Origin of the sequence: Streptomyces sp. NPDC126510, from assembly GCF_040302345.1 — a bacterium.
In the GTDB taxonomy this organism is placed as follows: Bacteria; Actinomycetota; Actinomycetes; order Streptomycetales; family Streptomycetaceae; genus Streptomyces.
On the sequence record NZ_JBEORR010000012.1, the window covers coordinates 229,096 to 247,690 of the forward strand.

Annotated in this window: 16 protein-coding genes; 8 read left to right on the forward strand and 8 right to left on the reverse strand. The window is 72.5% G+C overall.

Features of this window, described 5'->3' with window-relative positions; genetic code table 11:
- Positions 1-6: 6 nt before the first annotated feature.
- The 4 genes from ABTX60_RS19640 to ABTX60_RS19655 all read right to left on the reverse strand — a co-directional run bounded on the left by ABTX60_RS19640 (position 7) and on the right by ABTX60_RS19655 (position 5,273).
- Complete coding sequence (locus ABTX60_RS19640; protein ID WP_352098277.1) at positions 7-1,485, reverse strand: CitMHS family transporter; 1,479 nt, start codon at positions 1,483-1,485, stop codon at positions 7-9.
- 99 nt (positions 1,486-1,584) lie between these two features.
- Entirely contained in the window at positions 1,585-3,852 is a 2,268-nt protein-coding gene (locus ABTX60_RS19645; RefSeq protein ID WP_352098278.1) for a molybdopterin oxidoreductase family protein, read from the reverse strand.
- Between the two features lie 90 nt (positions 3,853-3,942).
- A complete protein-coding gene (locus ABTX60_RS19650; protein WP_352098279.1) occupies positions 3,943-4,563 on the reverse strand; it encodes a TetR/AcrR family transcriptional regulator in 621 nt (206 codons plus the stop codon).
- Entirely contained in the window at positions 4,560-5,273 is a 714-nt protein-coding gene (locus ABTX60_RS19655) for a hypothetical protein (protein WP_352098280.1), read from the reverse strand. The genes ABTX60_RS19650 and ABTX60_RS19655 overlap by 4 nt, the downstream gene beginning before the upstream one ends.
- Positions 5,274-5,427: 154 nt before the next feature.
- Here ABTX60_RS19655 and hmgA point away from each other — a divergent pair, with 154 nt between their 5' ends.
- The 3 genes from hmgA to ABTX60_RS19670 are packed head-to-tail and all read left to right on the forward strand — an operon-like array spanning position 5,428 to position 8,738.
- Entirely contained in the window at positions 5,428-6,780 is a 1,353-nt protein-coding gene (hmgA, locus tag ABTX60_RS19660; RefSeq protein WP_352098281.1) for a homogentisate 1,2-dioxygenase, read from the forward strand.
- A gap of 27 nt (positions 6,781-6,807) precedes the next feature.
- Complete coding sequence (locus ABTX60_RS19665) at positions 6,808-7,557, forward strand: GntR family transcriptional regulator (RefSeq protein ID WP_352098282.1); 750 nt, start codon at positions 6,808-6,810, stop codon at positions 7,555-7,557.
- A gap of 26 nt (positions 7,558-7,583) precedes the next feature.
- The gene (locus ABTX60_RS19670; RefSeq protein ID WP_352098283.1) at positions 7,584-8,738 is read left to right on the forward strand and encodes a type ISP restriction/modification enzyme; all 1,155 of its coding nucleotides are present in this window, start codon (positions 7,584-7,586) and stop codon (positions 8,736-8,738) included.
- Between the two features lie 21 nt (positions 8,739-8,759).
- On the opposite strand, the gene ABTX60_RS19675 is transcribed toward ABTX60_RS19670, so the two are convergent.
- Positions 8,760-9,476, reverse strand: coding sequence for a TetR/AcrR family transcriptional regulator (locus tag ABTX60_RS19675; RefSeq protein WP_352098284.1), 717 nt, complete (start codon positions 9,474-9,476; stop codon positions 8,760-8,762).
- A gap of 63 nt (positions 9,477-9,539) precedes the next feature.
- Here ABTX60_RS19675 and ABTX60_RS19680 point away from each other — a divergent pair, with 63 nt between their 5' ends.
- Positions 9,540-10,544, forward strand: coding sequence for an ATP-binding cassette domain-containing protein (locus ABTX60_RS19680; protein ID WP_352098285.1), 1,005 nt, complete (start codon positions 9,540-9,542; stop codon positions 10,542-10,544).
- Positions 10,541-11,323, forward strand: a complete 783-nt coding sequence (locus ABTX60_RS19685; RefSeq protein ID WP_352098286.1) for an ABC transporter permease — start codon at positions 10,541-10,543, stop codon at positions 11,321-11,323. Before ABTX60_RS19680 ends, ABTX60_RS19685 begins: the two co-directional genes overlap by 4 nt.
- Positions 11,324-11,501: 178 nt before the next feature.
- On the opposite strand, the gene ABTX60_RS19690 is transcribed toward ABTX60_RS19685, so the two are convergent.
- From ABTX60_RS19690 to ABTX60_RS19700, 3 genes are all read right to left on the reverse strand, one after another.
- Complete coding sequence (locus ABTX60_RS19690; RefSeq protein ID WP_234848210.1) at positions 11,502-11,768, reverse strand: hypothetical protein; 267 nt, start codon at positions 11,766-11,768, stop codon at positions 11,502-11,504.
- Positions 11,769-11,894: 126 nt separating this feature from the next.
- On the reverse strand, positions 11,895-12,716 hold the full coding sequence (locus ABTX60_RS19695) for an anti-sigma factor (RefSeq protein ID WP_352098287.1): 822 nt from the start codon (positions 12,714-12,716) through the stop codon (positions 11,895-11,897).
- Positions 12,713-13,255, reverse strand: coding sequence for a sigma-70 family RNA polymerase sigma factor (locus ABTX60_RS19700; protein ID WP_352098288.1), 543 nt, complete (start codon positions 13,253-13,255; stop codon positions 12,713-12,715). The genes ABTX60_RS19695 and ABTX60_RS19700 overlap by 4 nt, the downstream gene beginning before the upstream one ends.
- A gap of 227 nt (positions 13,256-13,482) precedes the next feature.
- On the opposite strand from ABTX60_RS19700, the gene ABTX60_RS19705 reads away from it, so the two are divergent.
- From ABTX60_RS19705 to ABTX60_RS19715, 3 genes are all read left to right on the forward strand, one after another.
- The gene (locus ABTX60_RS19705; RefSeq protein WP_352098289.1) at positions 13,483-15,015 is read left to right on the forward strand and encodes a DUF4331 domain-containing protein; all 1,533 of its coding nucleotides are present in this window, start codon (positions 13,483-13,485) and stop codon (positions 15,013-15,015) included.
- A gap of 101 nt (positions 15,016-15,116) precedes the next feature.
- The gene (locus tag ABTX60_RS19710; protein ID WP_352098308.1) at positions 15,117-16,988 is read left to right on the forward strand and encodes a tetratricopeptide repeat protein; all 1,872 of its coding nucleotides are present in this window, start codon (positions 15,117-15,119) and stop codon (positions 16,986-16,988) included.
- Positions 16,985-18,574 carry a HoxN/HupN/NixA family nickel/cobalt transporter gene (locus ABTX60_RS19715; protein ID WP_352098290.1) on the forward strand — a complete coding sequence of 530 codons (1,590 nt, stop codon included), beginning with the start codon at positions 16,985-16,987 and terminating at the stop codon, positions 18,572-18,574. Before ABTX60_RS19710 ends, ABTX60_RS19715 begins: the two co-directional genes overlap by 4 nt.
- Positions 18,575-18,595 lie beyond the last annotated feature (21 nt).

The window sequence follows — 18,595 nt, forward strand, 5'->3', positions numbered from 1 at the left end:
AGTGGCTCAGATGATCCCGAACAGCATGCCCGCGCCGAGGATGACCAGGCAGGTGAGGGCGGCCCACTTCACGACGAACTTGGTGTGGTCGCCGAACTCGACCTTGGCCATGCCGACCAGGACGTAGACGGCGGGGACGAGCGGGCTGGACATGTGCAGCGGCTGGCCGACGAGCGAGGCGCGGGCCATCTCCAGCGGGGTGACCCCGTGCGCGGCACCCGCCTCGGCGAGGACGGGCAGGACGCCGAAGTAGAAGCCGTCGTTCGACATGAAGTAGGTGAGCGGCAGGCTCAGGATGCCGGTGACGAGGGCCATGTGCGGGCCCATGCTGCCGGGGATGACGTCCACCATCCACTTGGCCATGTGGTCGACCATGCCGGTGCCCTGGAGGACGCCGGTGAAGACGGCGGCCGCGAAGACCATGCCGGAGACGTTCAGGACGTTGTCGGCGTGGGCGGCCAGGCGGGCCTTCTGGTCGGGGATGTGCGGGAAGTTCACGGAGAGGACGAGCGCGGCACCGATCAGGAAGAGCACCGGGATCGGCAGCCACTCCATGATCATGGCGGTGAGCAGGCCGACCGTTAGCAGCGCGTTGAACCAGTACAGCTTGGGGCGCAGGGTGGGCCGGTTCGGGTCGAGGCCCTGGAAGGCGCCGTCGTCACCGGAGGCGGTGGAGGCGGCGGAGCCCGTGGCACCGGCGGGGGCGTCCGTGCCGGAGCCGGCGGCGGCCGTGCCGCCCTTGCGCATCGAGACCTTGCCGTCGCCGGAGGCACCGGAGCCGACGAGGACCGTCTCGGTCTCCTTCTCCTCCTCCAGCACCTCGTCCAGCGTCAGCACGCCGAGCCGCCGGCGCTCGCGCACGCCGAGCACGTAGGACAGGACGAAGACGAAGGCCAGGCCCACCAGGAGCGCCGGGATCATCGGGACGAAGATGTCGCTGGCGTCGACCTTCAGCGCGGTCGCGGCGCGGGCGGTCGGGCCGCCCCAGGGGAGGGTGTTCATCACGCCGTTGGCCATGGCGGCGACACCGGTCATCACGACCAGGCTCATCTTCAGGCGCTTGTACAGCGGGTACATCGCCGAGACGGTGATCATGAAGGTGGTCGAGCCGTCGCCGTCCAGCGAGACGATGGCGGCGAGCACGGCGGTGCCGACGACGATCCGCATCGGGTCGGCTTTACAGAATTTGAGGATTCCGCGGACGATCGGGTCGAAGAGACCGACATCGATCATCACGCCGAAGTAGACGATCGCGAACATGAGCATCGCCGCGGTGGGGGCGAGGTCGGTCACGCCGTCGAGGACGTAGTCGCCGAGCTTGGCGCCCTTGCCGACGAACACGCAGAACAGCGCGGGAATCAGCACGAGCGCCGCGATCGGCGACATCTTCTTCATCATGATCAGGACCAGGAAGGTCGCGATCATGGCGAAGCCGAGGATGGTCAGCATGAGTGGATACCTAACGTTCGCCCTTGAACATCCCACCAGGGCCGGCGGTTCCCGAGACGTTAGGTCCCGTCAAGCAGCGTTAACAAGACGTTGACGTGCGAGCAATAAGCGCAAAACTGCTGGTCACAGCTTTGCTCAGGTCAGAGCGGTGAGCTTTTCGGTCACGGAGGCACTTTCGGCGGGGCTCGCGGGGGCGACCTCGACGGGTACGCCGTTGAGGACCGCGTTGCCCGACAGGGGGTCCAGCAGGCGGCCGTCGAGGAGCTGGTTGACGTTGACGCCGGGGTTTTTGGAGGCGTGGCCGAGGCGGGTGCCGGGGCGGTCGTGACCCCAGCCGTGCGGCAGGCTCACCACGCCCGGGCGGACCGCGTCCGTGACCTCGGCGGGTGCGAGGACCTCTCCCCCGGCGCCCTTCACGCGCACGGCGGCCCCGTCCTCGACGCCCAGCCGCTCGGCGTCCTCGGGGTGGAGGTGCAGGGTGCAGCGGTTGGAGCCGCCGGTGAGGGCGGGCACGTTGTGCATCCAGCTGTTGTTCGAGCGCAGATGGCGCCGACCGACCAGGACGAGTCCATCGGGGCGCTCGGCCAGGGCGGCGCGCAGCCGGGGCAGGTCGCCCGCGATCGGGCCGGGGAGCAGCTCGACCCGGCCGCTGGGGGTCTTCAGGGGCTGCGGCAGACGGGGCCGCAGCGGGCCGAGGTCGATGCCGTGCGGGTGCGCGAGCAGCTTCTCCAGGCTCAGTCCGTCCGGCCGTACGCCGAAGCCGTCGCCGTAGGGGCCGAGGCGCAGCATCATGTCGAGCCGGCGCTCCGGGCCGGTGTCGCCGGTGAGCCGGCCGGCGAGCTCGCGCGGGTCGCTGTCGTATACGGGCGAGTGCGGGTCCTTCACCGCCTTGCCGAGGGTCTGGTCGATGACCATCTGGTCGACCGCGCCGGGGTCGGCCCCGTGCATGCCCGTGGCAGCCAGGACCAGCCGGGCCAGGATCTCCGTCTCCGCCATGCGGCCGGGCTCCAGCGGGACGGCCGGACGGGTGTAGCGGACCTGGTTGCGTACGGCGAGGGTGTTGAAGGCGAAGTCGTGGTGGGGGCTCTGGGAGGGCGGGGGCGGAGGCAGGACCACGTCGGCGTGGCGCGAGGTCTCGTTGAGGTACGGGTCGACGCTCACCATGAAGTCGAGCGAGTCGAGCGCCTTGTCGAGCCGGTCGCCGTCGGGCGCGGACAGCACGGGGTTGGCGGCCACGGCGATCAGCGCGCGCACCGGCTCACCCTCCTCGGTGGCGGTGTCGATCTCCTCCGCGAGGGCCGACAGGGGCAGCTCGCCCTTGGCCTCGGGGTGTCCGCTCACCCGGGAGTGCCAGCGCCCGAGGGCGAAGCCGCGGCCGGGCCCGGCGGGGCGCGGGGTCTTGTCGGTGGCGGCCTGCGGGAAGAGCGCGCCGCCGGGCCGGTCGAGGTTGCCGGTGAGGATGTTCAGGACGTCGACGAGCCAGCTGGCGAGGGTGCCGTGCGGGACGGTGCAGCTGCCGATGCGGCCGTAGACGGCGGCGGTCGGGGCGGCGGCCAGGTCGCGGGCGAGGGTGCGGATGACACCGGCCTCGACGTCACAGGCCCCGGCGACGGCTTCGGGCGTGAAGTCCGCCAGTTCCGCGGCGAGTTCCTCGATGCCCTGCACGTGCGGCGTCGGGTCGACGAGGCCCTCGTCGAAGAGCACCCGTGCCATCGCCGCCAGCAGCAGCGCGTCGGTGCCGGGCCGGACGGCGACGTGCCGGTCGGCGAGCTTCGCGGTGCGGGTACGCCGCGGGTCGATCACGACGAGGGTGCCGCCGCGGGCCTTGAGCGCCTTGAGTTTGCCCGGGAAGTCGGCGGCGGTGCACAGACTGCCGTTGGACTCCAGCGGGTTGGCGCCGATCAGGAGCAGGTGGTCGGTGTGGTCGAGGTCGGGCACCGGGATGGCGTTCGCGTCGCCGAAGAGGAGGCCACTGGAGACGTGCTTGGGCATCTGGTCGACCGTGGAGGCGGTGAAGACACTGCGGGTGCCGAGCCCGGCGAGCAGGACGGCCGGGTAGAGGGCGCCGGCCATGGTGTGCACGTTGGGGTTGCCGAGCACGACCCCGACGGAGTTCGGGCCGTGGCGCTCCGCGACGGGCCGGATGCCGGCCGCCACCGCGTCGAAGGCCTCCTCCCAGGTGGCCTCGCACAGCTCCCCGTCCCGGCGCACCAGCGGCGTGCGCAGCCGGTCCGGGTCGGAGTCGACCGCCCCGAAGGAGGCACCCTTGGGGCAGATGAACCCCCCGCTGAAGACGTCGTCGCGGTCACCGCGGGCGTGGGTGACGCGCGTGCCCTCGATGGTGAGGGTCAGGCCGCAGGTGGCCTCGCACAGGGGGCAGATACGCAGGGCGGTGCGGGACACGGGTCCTCCCGGGGCGGCTACGGTGGCGCACGGACGCGGCCGAGCATACCGACCGGTATGAACGGTGGGGAGGTCCTGACGGGATCGGCTTCAGTCGAGCACCCGGGCGAGATAGGCGCGCAGCATCTCCCGTGCCTCGTCGATGATCCGCTGATCCCCCTCCGGTGCGACCCGGAACGCCAGGTGCACGAGGGTGTCCGCGGTCTCGACCGCTATGAGGAAGACGCGCCGCAGTTGGTCGTCGGGTTCGCGCTCGAGGTAGCCGGAGAGGAGTTCGGTGAGGCGGTCGGCGACGCGGTGGTTGGGTTCGGCCTGGCGGGAGCCGACCGGGATCTGGTTGCCGAAGTCGACGAGGGAGAAGCCGGGTGCGGTGCGCTTCATGTCCAGGTACTCGTCGAGCACGGCGTCCATGGCCGTGCGCCAGCCGCCCTCGTCGCCGGCGTCCCGCAGGCGCTGCGTGACGCGCTCGGAGTACCGCTCGAGGTTGCGCTGGGCCAGGGCGTCGACCATCTGACGCTTGTTGCCGAAGAAGCGGTAGACCGAGCCGATCGGGACAGAGGCCCGCTGAGCGACGGCACGGGTGCTCAGGGCGTCGTAGCCGATCTCGTCGAGGAGGTCGGCGCATGCGTCGAGGATCCTGGTCAGGCGTTCGGCACTGCGCCGCTGCACGGGCGCGCGTCGGAGCGATGTCGCGTGGGGCACGGGCTTCATGATGCCTCTCGGCCGCGGTCCGGTGAAGCTCGACCCCCGGATGCCTCTCGTCCGCGATCCGGTGAAGCCGGCCCCCCGGCCGCCTCTCGTCCGCGATCCGGTGAACCACGGCCCTCGGAGGTCCCTCGCTCACCATCCGGTGAACGCCGGCCCCCGATGTCCGCACCCTGGGTCCGGGCCTTGCGCCGGGAGGCGGCGTCCGGCGTCACCCCCGGGCCCGGCTCCGACGCGGTGATGTCGGCCGTGCTCTCCACGGGCTTGCCGTCCACCGCCCATACGGTGCCGTCATCGGCTTGGAGACGAGCCGTGACGTGGTGCGTGCCGCGCGGCACGAGGCGGGCGTCCAGCCGGTAGGTGGAGGTGCGGAGCCGGGTCACGGGGCGGCCGTCGACGAAGAGGCGAACGAGCCCGCGCCCGGCCACCGCGCGGGCTGCCGCGCCGGCCGGCGAGAAGCGGAAGTTCCGCACGGTCAGGCGTACGTCCCAGCCGCCGGCCGCGTCGGGCTGCACCTCGATCCCGACGTCGGGGGCGCCCTCGGCCCCGACTTCGCGAAGGGGCTCCCCGTCCTGGTCCCGGTCCTCGAGGATCTTGCCGACCGGTGCGGTCGACGCACCGCCCTCCCGGGCCTCACCGCTGCCGCAGCCCGCGGACCCGGCCAGAAGGAGGACACAGCCCGCGAGCGCGGCGCAAAGTCTCCGTGTCCACGACATGTTCGGGAGCGTAGAACACACGTCCGCCCCTGCGGATCATTCTCAAGTCGGGTTCCGGTCATCCGTGAAGAGGAGGGCGCGCGCCCCTCTTGCGTCGGGGAAATCGCAATCCTACGGTGTCACATAGGAATCAGACCGCAAGGGAGCAGCGATCATGGGCGATGGGGGCACCACCCGCGCGAGCGCGTTCGAGCACGGGGGAGCGCGGAAGACCGCCGAAGGGCTGGCCTACCTCTCCGGCTTCGGCAACGAGCACAGCTCGGAGGCCGTCCCGGGCGCACTGCCCGAGGGCCGCAACTCGCCGCAGCGGGCTCCCCTCGGGCTGTACGCGGAGCAGCTGAGCGGTACGGCGTTCACCGAGCCGCGGGCCCACAACCGCCGCTCGTGGCTGTACCGGATCCGTCCGTCGGCCGCGCACCCGGCGTTCACCCGGACCCACAACGGCACGGTCCGCACCGCCCCCTTCACCCAGACCGTGCCCGATCCCAACCGGCTGCGCTGGAACCCGCTGCCCGACCCGGCGCCCGAGACCGACTTCCTGGCGGGCCTGTGGACCCTGGGCGGCAACGGCGATGCCACCCAGCGGACCGGCGTCGCCGTGCACCTGTACTCGGCCAACGCCTCGATGGACCGGGTGTTCAGCGATGCCGACGGCGAACTGCTGATCGTCCCGGAGCGCGGCGGGCTGCTGCTGCGCACGGAGTTCGGTCTGCTGCATGCGGAGCCGGGCCATGTGGCACTGATCCCGCGTGGGGTCCGCTTCCGTGTCGAGCTCCTCGACGAGTCCGCCCGCGGCTATGTGTGCGAAAACTACGGCGCCCCCTTCCGCCTCCCCGACCTGGGTCCGATCGGCGCCAACGGGCTCGCCAACCCGCGCGACTTCCGCGCGCCCGTCGCCGCCTACGAGGACGTCGAGGGCCCGGTGGAGGTGGTGAACAAGTTCTGCGGCAACCTGTGGACCGCCACCTACGACCACTCCCCCCTCGACGTCGTCGCCTGGCACGGCAACCATGTGCCCTACGTCTACGATCTGCGCCGGTTCAATGTGCTCGGCACCCTCACCTACGACCACCCGGACCCGTCGATCTTCACGGTGCTGACGTCCCCGTCGGACACCCCGGGCCTGGCCGGCGTCGACTTCGTGGTGTTCGCGCCGCGCTGGCTGGTGGGCGAGGACACCTTCCGGCCGCCGTACTTCCACCGGAACGTGATGAGCGAGTACATGGGCCTGATCGAGGGCGCGTACGACGCGAAGGCAGAGGGCTTCGTGCCGGGCGGCGGGTCGCTGCACAACATGATGTCGGCGCACGGCCCGGACCGGGAGACCTTCGACCGGGCGAGCGCCGCCGAGCTGAGGCCGCAGAAGATCGACGACGGCCTGGCGTTCATGTTCGAGACGCGCTGGCCGCTCACCCTCACCCCGCACGCGGCCCGCGCGGAACACCTCCAGCAGCGCTACGACGACGTCTGGCAGGGCCTGGAGCGGCACTTCCGCCCCTTGCACTGATCATTTCCTAGCGGTACGGATGGCCCCGTGACCTCCTTCGCCCCGGACTCGATCGTCCTGAACCGCAAGTTGCCGCTCTGGTACCAGGTGTCGCAGTCGCTGCGTGCCTCGATCCTCGGCCGCTCGCCGCAGGACCCGCTGCGGCTGCCCACCGAGGAGCAGCTGGCCGGGCACTACGGCGTGAGCGTGCTGACGATGCGGCAGGCGCTGAAGGAGCTGGAGGACGAGGGGCTGATCACGCGCCACCGCCGGCGGGGCACGTTCATCGAGCCGCACGCGCGCCGGGGTTCCCCGGTGCGCCTGCTCGGCTCGGTGGACGCGATCGTCGCCCAGCAGTCCGGCATGACGACCGAACTGCTGGACCACGGCAGTGTGCCCGTGCCGGGTGAACTCGCCGAGTACTTCCCGGACGTGCGGGAGGTCGCGACGTACCACCGGCTGCGCAGCGACGAGAAGACCGGTGAGCCGACGAACCACGCCCGCAACCACGTCCGCCCCGAACTGGCCGCGCTGATCGACCTGGACGACCTCGTCCGATGGCCCATGACCAAGGTGCTGCGGGACGTGGTGGGGGCGGACATCAGCCGCATCACGGACACGGTGGAGGCGCGGCTGGCCGATCCGGAGACCTCGAAGCTGCTACAAGTCCCCCTGCTGAGCCCGATCCTGCACTACACCGGGGTGACCTACGACGTCGCCGGGCGGCCCCTGGACGTGGCCGTCATCCACTACCGCGGCGACCGGTTCTCCTTCACGGTGACCCTGGACGCCACCTGACCCGCGTGCCGCCGCCAGGTCGTACGATGCCCTGCGTGACGCACGACGACGCTCCGCTGCTGGCGGACCTCATGCCGTGGTCCGTCGCACCGCCGCGGCTCGGCCGGGGCTGGCCGGCGGCGCCGGACGCGGCGTCCCTGAAGGCCCGCTGGGACGCCCTGGTGAAGGCCGAGGGGCCGGACCGCGAGTCCCTCTTGGAGCCGACCCGCTCGCGCACGCTGCACACGGCGGTCGGCCAGTTGCCCGGCCGGTCCGGCAGCGGCACGGAGAGGTTGGTGCGGGCCTCGGGACCCTGCCCGGAGCCGGTGCGCGTCCTGCTCGCGCCCTACGACGAGCAGTGGCTCATCCCCGACCAGCGGTTGATCGACGCGGCCCGCCCCGAGCTGTGGCGGGTGACGGACGAACGGCAGGTCTTCGCGGTGGAGACGCCCGATGCCGACCTGCCCCTGCTCGTCACCTCACTGCTTCCGCTGGTACGCCCCGGCCGGATCCGCCCGCTGTTCCGGCGCCCGGGCGGCCGCGAGCCGAATCTGGCCCCGGGCCTGCTGGACCACCTCGGCACCCGTCTGGGCACCACCCCGGCGCCGCTGGACGTACTCGCCTGGATCACGGCCACGGCCCGCCCGGACCTGACCGTCCCGCTCACCGGCGACGCCGACGCGTGGGAACGGGGCCTCGAACTGGGGCACCGGCTGCTGTGGCTGATGCGGCGCGACGGCGATCGCCCGAAGCTCCCCGGCGGCCGCCGCCCCTACGTGCGTGCCCCGCTGCCCTCCCGGCCGGTGGCGCTGCGCTACGACCGGGACGAGGAGGCCCTGTTCCTGGACGAGGGCCGGATCTCCCCCGTGCCGCCGGAGGCCTGGGACTTCGAGGTGGCCGGCGTGCGCGTCCTGCAGGAGTGGTTCGCGACCCGCGTCGCCGCCCCCGAGCCGGGCACGCTGGCGGCGATCCGTCCCGCCGGCTGGCCCCAGACCTGGACCTCGGAGCTGCTGGAGCTGATCACCGTCCTCGCGCTCCTGGCCGAGCTGCGCCCCCTGGAGGAGCCGGAGGTCCCCGACCCCGTCACGGCGACGGAGCTGCGCGAGGCGGGCGTCCTCCCGGTGCCGGACGGGGCCCGCCGCCCGGCGTCGGTGCTGGAGGGACCCGAGGAAGGTCCCGAGGGACAACTGGCGCTGCTCTAGCGCCACCCCGGGGGAGCCCCGCTAGCGCAGCTCGGGGTCGAAGGCGTCCAGGACGCGTTCGAGCGCCCGCCGGAAGACCGCCTCCAGATCGACCGGGCCGCTCTGCTCCGTGAAGGCCGCGGTCAGCCGCGGATACGCGCCGGTGGCGATCTGGCTGCCCAGGTAGGCCATGCGGACGGCGTTCTCCTCCTCGGCCGTCCAGGGCATGGAGCGGGTGCGTTCGGCGGTCGCGATGCCGTTCCCGGTGTACGTCGTCACGACGCCGTTGAGCAGCGCGACCAGCTCCGTCTTCGTGCCGGCCGGCACGTCGAGCGGTTCGAGGCAGGCCAGGCAGTGCTCCAGGTAGCGCAGGGTGTTGGGGCTGAAGCCGAACACCCCCGGCATCAGGCGCGGCACCCAGGTGTGGCGGCGCATGATGGCGCGCGTCTGCTCGGCGTTGCGCAGCATGTCCGCGCGCCAGTCGCCCGTGGGCTCGAACATCTCGTGCTCGGCGCCGATGGCGTCGATCATCAGCTCGTACAGGTCCTCCTTGCGGGGGACGTAGTTGTACAGCGACATCGTGCCGCATCCCAGCTCCGCGGCGACGTGCCGCATGGTGACCCCGTCCAGCCCCTCCGCGTCGGCGATCCGCACGGCCGCCGCCGCGATGTCCGCGCGGGTGAACGCCGGTTTCGGCCCACGGCCGGTGCGCTCGGGGCGCGCCCAGATCACTTCGGGTACGGCCGCTCGGCCCGCCATCGATCATCACCTCGGCCACCATCCTAGTTACGTACAGCGTACGTAGTGCGCTATGGTCACACCATGACTTCTACGTACGCTGTACTTAGTGAAGGTCTGGAGAAGCGCTTCGGGGAGGTGCGTGCCCTGCGCGGGCTGGACCTGGCGGTCCCCGAGGGGTCGGTCTGCGGGATCCTCGGGCCGAACGGCGCGGGCAAGACGACGGCGGTACGGCTGCTGGCCACGCTGCTGCGGCCGGACGCCGGCTCCGCCCGGGTCGCGGGACACGACCTCGTCCGCGAGGCCGCCGCCGTACGCAAGAGGATCAGCGTCACCGGGCAGGACACCTCCATCGACGGCGACCTCACCGGACGCCAGAACCTGCGGTTGTTCGGCCGGCTGTACCGGGTGCGCGGTCCGGCCGGACGAACCGCGGAGCTCCTCGACCGCTTCGGTCTGACCGAGGCCGCCGACCGCCCCGCGTCCACCTATTCCGGCGGCATGCGCCGCCGCCTGGACCTCGCGGCGAGCCTGGTCCGCCGCCCCGACGTGCTGTTCCTGGACGAGCCGACGACCGGCCTCGACCCGGTCAGCCGCACCCTCATATGGGACGTGGTGCGCGGACTGACCGCCGAGGGCACGACCGTGTTGCTCACCACTCAATACCTGGAGGAGGCCGACCAACTGGCCGACGACATCGCCTTGGTGGACCGGGGCCGGGTCACCCACACCGGCTCTCCGGCACAGCTCAAGTCGCTCGTCGGGGCGCACGCCGAGGTCGTCGTGCCGGACGCGGACACCCTTGCGAAGGCCGCCGCCGTGCTCGACCGGCTGACGGGGGCGCAGCCGTCGTTCGACCACGAGCGCAACGCCGTCGGCGCGGTCAGCAAGGACCCGACGCTCACGATCCCGCTGCTGGTGCGCGCCCTGGACACGGCGGGCGTGCCGCTGCTCGACGTGAGCCTGCGGCCGCCGACCCTCGACGACGTGTTCCTGCGCCTGACGGAGACGGCGCCGCACGGAACGACCGGGTCGACCGAAACGACCGGCCCGACGGGGACGACCGACGAGAGGGAGCGTGCCGCATGAGCATGCTGGCGTACGACGGGACCGCGATGCTGGGGCGCCAGCTGCTGCGCCTGCGGAACAACCCCGGGTTGCTGATCCTCACCCAGACCATGCCGATCAGCATGCTGCTGTTCTTCGGCTACGTCTTCGGCAGCGCGCTGGCGGTGCCGGGCGAGGCGTACCGGTCGTTCCTCGTGCCGGGCCTGCTGGTGGCGACCGCCTCGGGCGGGATCATGGCCGGCATGTTCCAGGCGGCCCAGGACACGCACCGCGGCGTGACCAACCGCTTCCGCACGCTGCCGATGAGCCCCGCGGCCGTACCGCTGGGGCAGGCTGCCGCGGACCTGGTGGCCACCGCCGTCGGGACGGTGCCGTTCCTGCTGGTGGGCCTCGCGGTCGGCTGGCGCGTCGAGGGGAGTGCGCTCGAAGCGGTGGGGGCGCTCGCGCTGCTGATGCTGTTCCGCTTCGCCTGCACCTGGGCCGGCATCTACCTCGGCCTGCTCACCCGCAACGAGGAGGCGGCCGGTCAGCTGGGCGGGGCGACGTTCCTGTTGCCGCTGCTGTCCAGCGCGTACATCCCCGCCGACGGGCTGCCGGGATGGCTGCGGACGGTCGCCGAGTGGAATCCGATCAGCGCGGTGGCGACGGCCCTGCGCGACCTCTTCGGCAACGCGCCGGTGCCCGACGGGGCGGCCTGGCCGGTGGCCCACCCCGTCGCGGGGTCTGTCCTGTGGTGCGCCGTGCTGCTGGGGGTGTTCGTGCCGCTCGCCGTGCGCCAGTACGCGCACGGGGAGCGGTGAGCGGGCGGCAGTGACCGCGGACGTGGCCCCCGGTCACTGCCGGGCGGGGATGGGGCACCGACGGGGGGCGTTCCGCGCTCGGAACCACACCTGGCGCCGCTGCGTGCCGCGGGGATGACGGACGACGGGTGTCGCAGCGGCGGCGCCGAAGGCGGTGTGACCGCCCGAGCGCGGACCCCTACCTGCTGCCGAACAAGGAGCGGCGCAGTCGGCGCAACGGCGCGAAGAGCGAGACGCGACGCACACGCGCGCCCCTGCCGCTGCGGTCGTGCGACTGACGCGCGGTCAGTTCCCGCATCAGCGAGGTCGCCTCGACCGTCTCCCGCTGAGGGACGGCGGGGCCGCCCAGCACCGAGAGGTGGCGGTCGAGGCGCGAACTGGTCGCGCTGCTCCCGCAGGTGATCGCAGGGACCCTGGCCCTGCTGCGCACTGTTATCTGTTCCATGTCACTCCCCACCCGTACGAGTCCACCCGGCCCGGGCAGGTTAACCCTATCGCCCTGTCCGGGCACTCGTGTATCGCGGTCACAGGATTCACCTTCCCCATAAGGGGGTTGACGATGTATCTCCGATTACTCTCCGAATCCAACAGATTTCAGGGCGAGTTGGACGATCGGCTGGGTAGTGGGCCGCGGTGACCCCCCGGCGGGCTCGACGGTCACGGCCAGTGACGTCGCGGAAGTGCCCAAACCCGTTGCGACCAGGGGCGTGTCGCCCTCGAAGAGGCCGAGGGAGCGTGGTTGCGCGCCCGGGCGCATGAGCCACAACTGGTGCACGCGGCCGCCCGACGGGGCGCCGTATCCGCCGAGGGTGACCACCGCACTCCCCTCCGTGGCGGAGGCGATCACTCCGAGGGTACGGCCCCGCACGTCCCGACCTCTGCCCGCACGGGCGTCCGGAGCCGCCAGAACGTGGGCGATCTCACGTGACCGATCTTGCTCGGCGGTCAGCCGGTCCTGGGCCCGGTTCGCCTGTACGGCGAACAGCGAGGCGACGACGAGGGCCGCGGCGGCGGTGGCCGTGGCGAAGGGCACGAACAGCGGGATCCGGCGCCGTTGCCGCTGCCGCGGCGGCGGCTGGGCGCCCCATACGTGCGGAGGCAGTTGCGCCGCCCGCGCCCGGGCCGGCTCGCGCGCCGCCGCCCCCTGTGGTGCCGGGTCCTGCGGAGTGGTCCGTACGGCGAGCATGACCCGGTCACGCATCGCGGCGGGGGGCGGGGCGGTCGTGGACCAGGCGAGCCGCACGGCGTCCTCGGTCAGGGCACGCACCTCGGCGGCGCAGCGGTCGCAGTCCCTGAGGTGCTTGCGGAAGCGGACCCGCTCCGCGGGCTCCAGGGCGTCGAGCGCGTAGGGCGCGGCGAGCGAGTGCAGGTCCTCGCGGCGGAAGAGGCTCATGCCACACCTCCCAGGCACTCGCGCATACGGGTCAGCCCGTCCCGCATCCGGGTCTTGACGGTGCCCAGCGGCAGGGAGAGCTGCTCGGCCACCTCACGGTACGTGTAGCCCTCGTAGTAGGCGAGGGTGACCGACTGGCGCTGCAGGATGGTGAGCCGGTCGAGGCAGCGGCGCACCCACTCCCGTTCGAGTCCGGCCTCGACCTCCTCGGTGACCTGGTCGAAGGCGGGCTGGTTCGCGCGCAGCGCCTCGCGCTGCTCGCGTTCCCCGGCCGCCCGGGCACTGCGGACCCGGTCGACGGCGCGGCGGTGGGCGAGGGTGAGGATCCACGACATGGCGCTGCCCCGGCCCGGGTCGAACCTCGTTGCGGACCGCCACAGTTCGAGCAGCACTTCCTGAGCCACCTCCTCCGACTGGGCGGGGTCGCGCACCACACGCCGTACGAGACCGAACACCGGGCCGGACACCAGTCCGTACAAGTCCTCGAAGGCCTTCTGGTCCCCACCTGCCACGAGCAGCAGCAGCTCGTCCGCCTCCACTCGGTCCCCCTTTCCGAGCCCGCACCGGGCCTGTCCTCTCGCACGAGGCACTCGCAACGCACACACCTCCGGACGGGGTTACGGATCAGCGCGCCGAAAACGCGGGTCGCCCGGCGATGAAACAACTTTCCCGATCCGCCGTAAGAACGTTTGAGATTCGACCAATCCGCTTCGCCGACCGCTCCGAATGGCGTGTGTCAGGCAAGTTGGCACGGAGGACGGACGGCATGACACCTATCTCCAGGACCGGTGCGGGACGCGCGAGCATCGCGACCGTGATCTGTGGCGCGCTGGCCGCCGGCGGGCTCGCAGCCGCCGGTGTGACCGCGCTGGCACCCGAGGAGGCCTCCGCCTCCAGCCACCGCGAGGCCCCGCTGATCTCGGGGACCCCGCAGTACGACAACACCGACGTGTACGCGTTCGTCAGCCCGGACAAGCCGGACACGACGACCATCGTCGCGAACTGGATTCCCTTCGAGGAACCCGCCGGCGGCCCCAACTTCTTCACGTTCGCCGAGGACGCCCAGTACGACCTGCGCATCGACAGCAACGGTGACGCGAAGGAAGACCTGCTCTTCCGGTACACGTTCAAGACGCACACGAAGAACGACAAGACGTTCCTGTACAACACGGGCCCGGTCGAGAGCCTCGACGACCCCGACCTCAACATCACGCAGACGTACGACCTCGAGCTGATCAAGCTGCGGGACCTCAAGGCCGTGTCGAAGACCAAGGTCGCCGACGACGTGCCGGTGGCGCCGTCCAACGTCGGCAAGGCGTCGATGCCGGACTACAACACCCTGCGCCAGCAGGCCGTCCACAAACTCGCCGGCGGCGCACAGACGTTCGCCGGGCAGGCCGACGACCCGTTCTTCCTGGACCTGCGCGTCTTCGACCTGCTGTACGGCGGGAACCTCTCCGAGGTCGGCAACGACACCCTCAAGGGCTACAACGTCAACTCGATCGCCCTCCAGGTCCCCAACAGCTTCATCACCGAGTCGCACGAGCAGCCGGTCGTCGGCATCTGGTCGACGACGCAGCGCAAGAACGCCAAGGGGTACTTCTCGCAGGTCTCGCGCCTCGGCAACCCGCTGGTCAACGAGGTCGTCAACCCGATCAAGGACAAGGACACGTTCAACGCGTCCACGCCGCGGGACGACGCGCAGTTCCTGAAGAACGTCACCAACCCGGAGTTGCCGAAGCTCATCGAGGCGATCTACAAGATCCCGGCGCCCGCCGAGCCGCGCAACGACCTGGTCGACGTGTTCCTCAAGGGCGTCAAGGACCTCAACCAGCCGCCGCACGTGACGCCGTCGGAGCAGCTGCGGCTCAACACGTCCATCAAGCCGGCCGCCAAGCCCAAGCGGCTCGGTGTCCTGGACGGGGACAACGCGGGCTTCCCGAACGGCCGTCGCCTCACCGACGACGTGATCGACGCGTCGCTCCAGGTCGTCGAGGGCGAGCTGCTCGGTGCGAAGAACGACCTCGGTGACGCGGTCGACAAGAACGACAAGAAGTTCGAGAAGTACTTCCCGTACGTGGCTCTGCCGACGGAGGGTTCGCGCGGCCCGCTCGCCAAGGGCGTGGACGGCGGCAACGACGTCCGCAGCCAGCTGGGCGACGCGCTCCAGCCGGCCGGCGCGCAGGGTTCGGACGACATGGGCCTGATGGCCGCGTCCGCGGGGGCCGGGGCGGGCGGCATCGTCCTGATCGGCGCGGCCCTGATGTGGTGGCGCCGCATGCGGAACCGGGCGTACTGACCCGCTCCGCTCCCACCGACTGGCGCGGCCCGTTCCACATCCCCCACGGCGCGGGCCGCGCCGCCGACTTCCGCACCAGCACACCCGAACGAGGAGAGGTCATGCCTCCGCGTACGACCGACAGCACACCGGGAAGCCGCGACGACGACCGGTCGCCGTCGACGGGCCCGGAACCCGAGATCACCGGGGATCGGGACGGTGGTGCGGCTGCCGGGTCGGAGGCGACCGGGTCACGGGGTATGGCGGCCGGGGCCGGCCAGGACCGGCCGCCCGCCACGGGCACGGAACCCGGCGAAGCGGAGACCCTGGCAGACACCCTCCGTGACGCCGAAGCCGCCGGTGCCGAGCCCCGGCCGGACATCGACCCCGCCGACACCGGCGAAGCAAAGCCCCCGGCAGACACCACCCGCATGAAAACCGGCGAAGCCGGGGGGCCCGCCGGGTCCTTCGGCCGAGACCGGACCGGCCTCTCGGCACTCGCCGACGAGGGCGGCGGCACGGCCGGTGCCCGCCCCGCCGAGGGCCGCTCCGGCCCGGAGGCCGGCACCGAGCACGAGGCGCACACCCGCTCTCCGGCCGTCGGGGACGACGCCGGTCAGCGGGTCGCCGCGATGCGGCGGGCCGCCGACGGGGGGCGGCGGTGGCGGGGGCTGCATGTGGCGGGGTGTGCGGTGCTGCTGGCGGTCGCGGTGACCGGCGGGGCCATCGCGGCCGGGGGTGTGCAGGACCGGGGGGCCGGTGTCGACGCCGTGTCGGCGGCCGGGGCGTTGTCGCCCGGCGACCTCGCGCGCGGGGATCTCGACGCGGGGATCGCGTCCCTGCAGAAGCACCTGCGGGCCCAGCCGAGGGACTTCGGCAGCTGGGCCACCCTCGGGGTCGCCTACGTCGAGCAGGCCCGCACCAAGGGCGATCCCTCCCGGTATCCGCAGGCCGAGCGCGCCCTGAAGCGGTCCCTCGAACTGGAGCCGGGCAACGATCAGGCGCTGGCGGGCCGCGCAGCGCTCGCCGCCGCCCGGCACGACTTCCCCGGCGCCCTGACCTACGCCGGCCGGGCCCTGAAGCAGAACCCCTACAACGAACGCGCCCTGTGCAGCCGTATCGACGCCCTCGTCGAACTCGGCCGGTACGACGACGCCGCGAAGGCCGCCGACACCGCCGACGACAGGCGCCCGGGCATCCCCGTCTTCACGCGGTACGCGTACGTGCACGAGCTGCGCGGCGACGTCCGCACGGCGCGTGCGGTACTGGAGCGCGCCCTGGGCTCCGCCCGCGCGCCCGCCGACGTCGCCTACGTCGCCACCGCCCTCGGGCAGCTCGCCTGGAGCCAGGGCGAGTACAAGACGGCCCTCGGCCACTACGCCCGAGCCCTCGCGGCCGACGACGCGTACCTGCCCGCCCTGGAGGGCCGCGCCCGCGCCCAGGCCGCGAGCGGCGACCGGGCGGCCGCCGTCAAGGGACTGGAGCAGGTCGTCGCCCGGTTCCCGCTGCCCGGCCCGCTCGTCGCCCTGGGCGAGCTGTACGAGGACCGCGGCGCAGACGGCGACCGGGCGAAGGCCGGCGATCAGTACGCCCTCGTCGACGCCTGGACGGCCCTCGCCCGCGCCGGCGGCGCCAACACCGACCTCGAGACGGCCATGGCCGCCGCAGACCACGGCGACAAGAAGGAGGCCCTGCGCGCCGCCCGCGCCGAGTGGGAGCGCCGGCACAGCGTGCACACCGCCGACGCCCTCGCCTGGGCCCTGCACGTCAACGGCCGCGACGAGGAGGCCCTGCCCTACGCCCGCCGGGCCACCGCCACCGGCTACCGCAACGCCGTCTTCCTCTACCACCGCGGTGTCATCGAGCGCGCCACCGGCGACGACCGAGAGGCCCGCACGCACCTGAAGGCGGCACTGGACCTGAACCCCGGCTTCTCGCCGCTCGGCGCGCGCGAGGCCCGTACCGCACTCGAGGACCTGGAGGGGAACCGGTGACCCTGCGCCGGCTGTCCGCGTCCGGCGCCGCCGTCCTCACGGCCGCCTGCGCGCTCACCCTGCTGCCCGCCGCCACGGCGAGCGCCCACCCGCTGGGCAACTTCACCGTCAACCGCTACGACGGCCTCGTCGCCGCCCCGGGTGAACTGCGCGTCCACCACGTGGAGGACCTCGCGGAGATCCCGGCGACCCAGGCGGGGCCGGACATCGAGCGCCTGGGCATCGCCATGTGGGCCCGCGAGCGGTGCGCCACGGCCGCCGAGGACAGCCGTGCGACCGTCGGAGGCCGCAGGGCCGTCCTCACCGCCGAGCGCAGCAGCGCGCGCGTGCGGCCCGGGCAGGCGGGACTCGACACCCTCCGGGTGGAGTGCGAGCTGACCGCGCCCCTCCCGTCGGACGGGAAGACCGTGTCCCTCGGCTTCCGCGCCGCGGGTGCCTCCACCGGCCCGGGCTGGCGGGAGATCACGGCGCGGGGCGACCGTATGACGCTCGCCGCGTCGGACGTGCCGGAGAAGTCGGTATCGGACGAACTCACCGCATACCCGGAGGAGTTGCTGTCCTCCCCGGCCGACACCGCGTCGGCCGCCCTGCGGGTGCGCCCCGGCGGCGCCGCCCTCGCCGACGAGGAGTCGGACGCGCCCGCGGCGTCCGTGCTGCCGCGCGGCGCCGACCGCTGGACACGCGCCCTGGACGACCTGGTGGCCCGGCAGGACCTCACCGCCGGCTTCGGCGCGCTGGCCCTGCTCATCGCCGTCGTCCTCGGTGCGATGCACGCGCTCGCCCCGGGCCACGGCAAGACCATCATGGCCGCGACGGCGGCGGCCCGGGGCGGTCGAGCCCGGATGAAGGACGTCCTGCCCATGGCCGCCTCGGTGACCGTCACGCACACCCTCGGCGTGGTCGCCCTGGGCCTGCTGGTCACGGCCGGTTCGGCGGCGGCGCCCTCGGTGATCGCCTGGCTCGGTGTCGCCAGCGGCCTGCTGGTGACCCTGGCGGGCGCGAGCCTGGTCCGCCGCGCCCTGCGCAACCGCGCGCACGCCCCCCACCCCCACGGCCACCGGCACGACCATCAACACGGCCACGGAAGCCACACCCACGACCACGACGGCGACCACCACGGTCACGCGCACGACCACAAGGATCACCACCACCACCACGACCACGACCACGCCCACCCCCACTCCCATCCCCACACGATCGAGCACAGCCACGGTGGCTTCACCCACTCCCACCCCGTCGCCCCCACCCTCCGCGGCACGATCCTCATGGGCTTCGCGGGCGGCCTCGTGCCCAGCCCGTCCGCCGTCGTGGTCCTGGTCGGTGCCGCCGCCCTCGGGCAGGCCTGGTTCGGCCTGCTGCTCGTCGTCGCGTACGGCGTCGGGCTGGCCCTCACCCTCACGGCCGCCGGGTACGCGGTCGTCAAGGCGGGCAGCGGCATGACCAGGCTCCTGGACCGGCGCCCGCGCTGGTCGGCGGGCCCGATGGCGGCCCTGGTGCGCCGGACCGCCCCGCTCGGTTCGGCCTTCGCCGTGCTGGTTCTGGGCGCCGGCCTGGTGTTCAAGGGGGCGGCATCCGCACTCGGCTGAGTTACGTTCGTCAGGCATCGG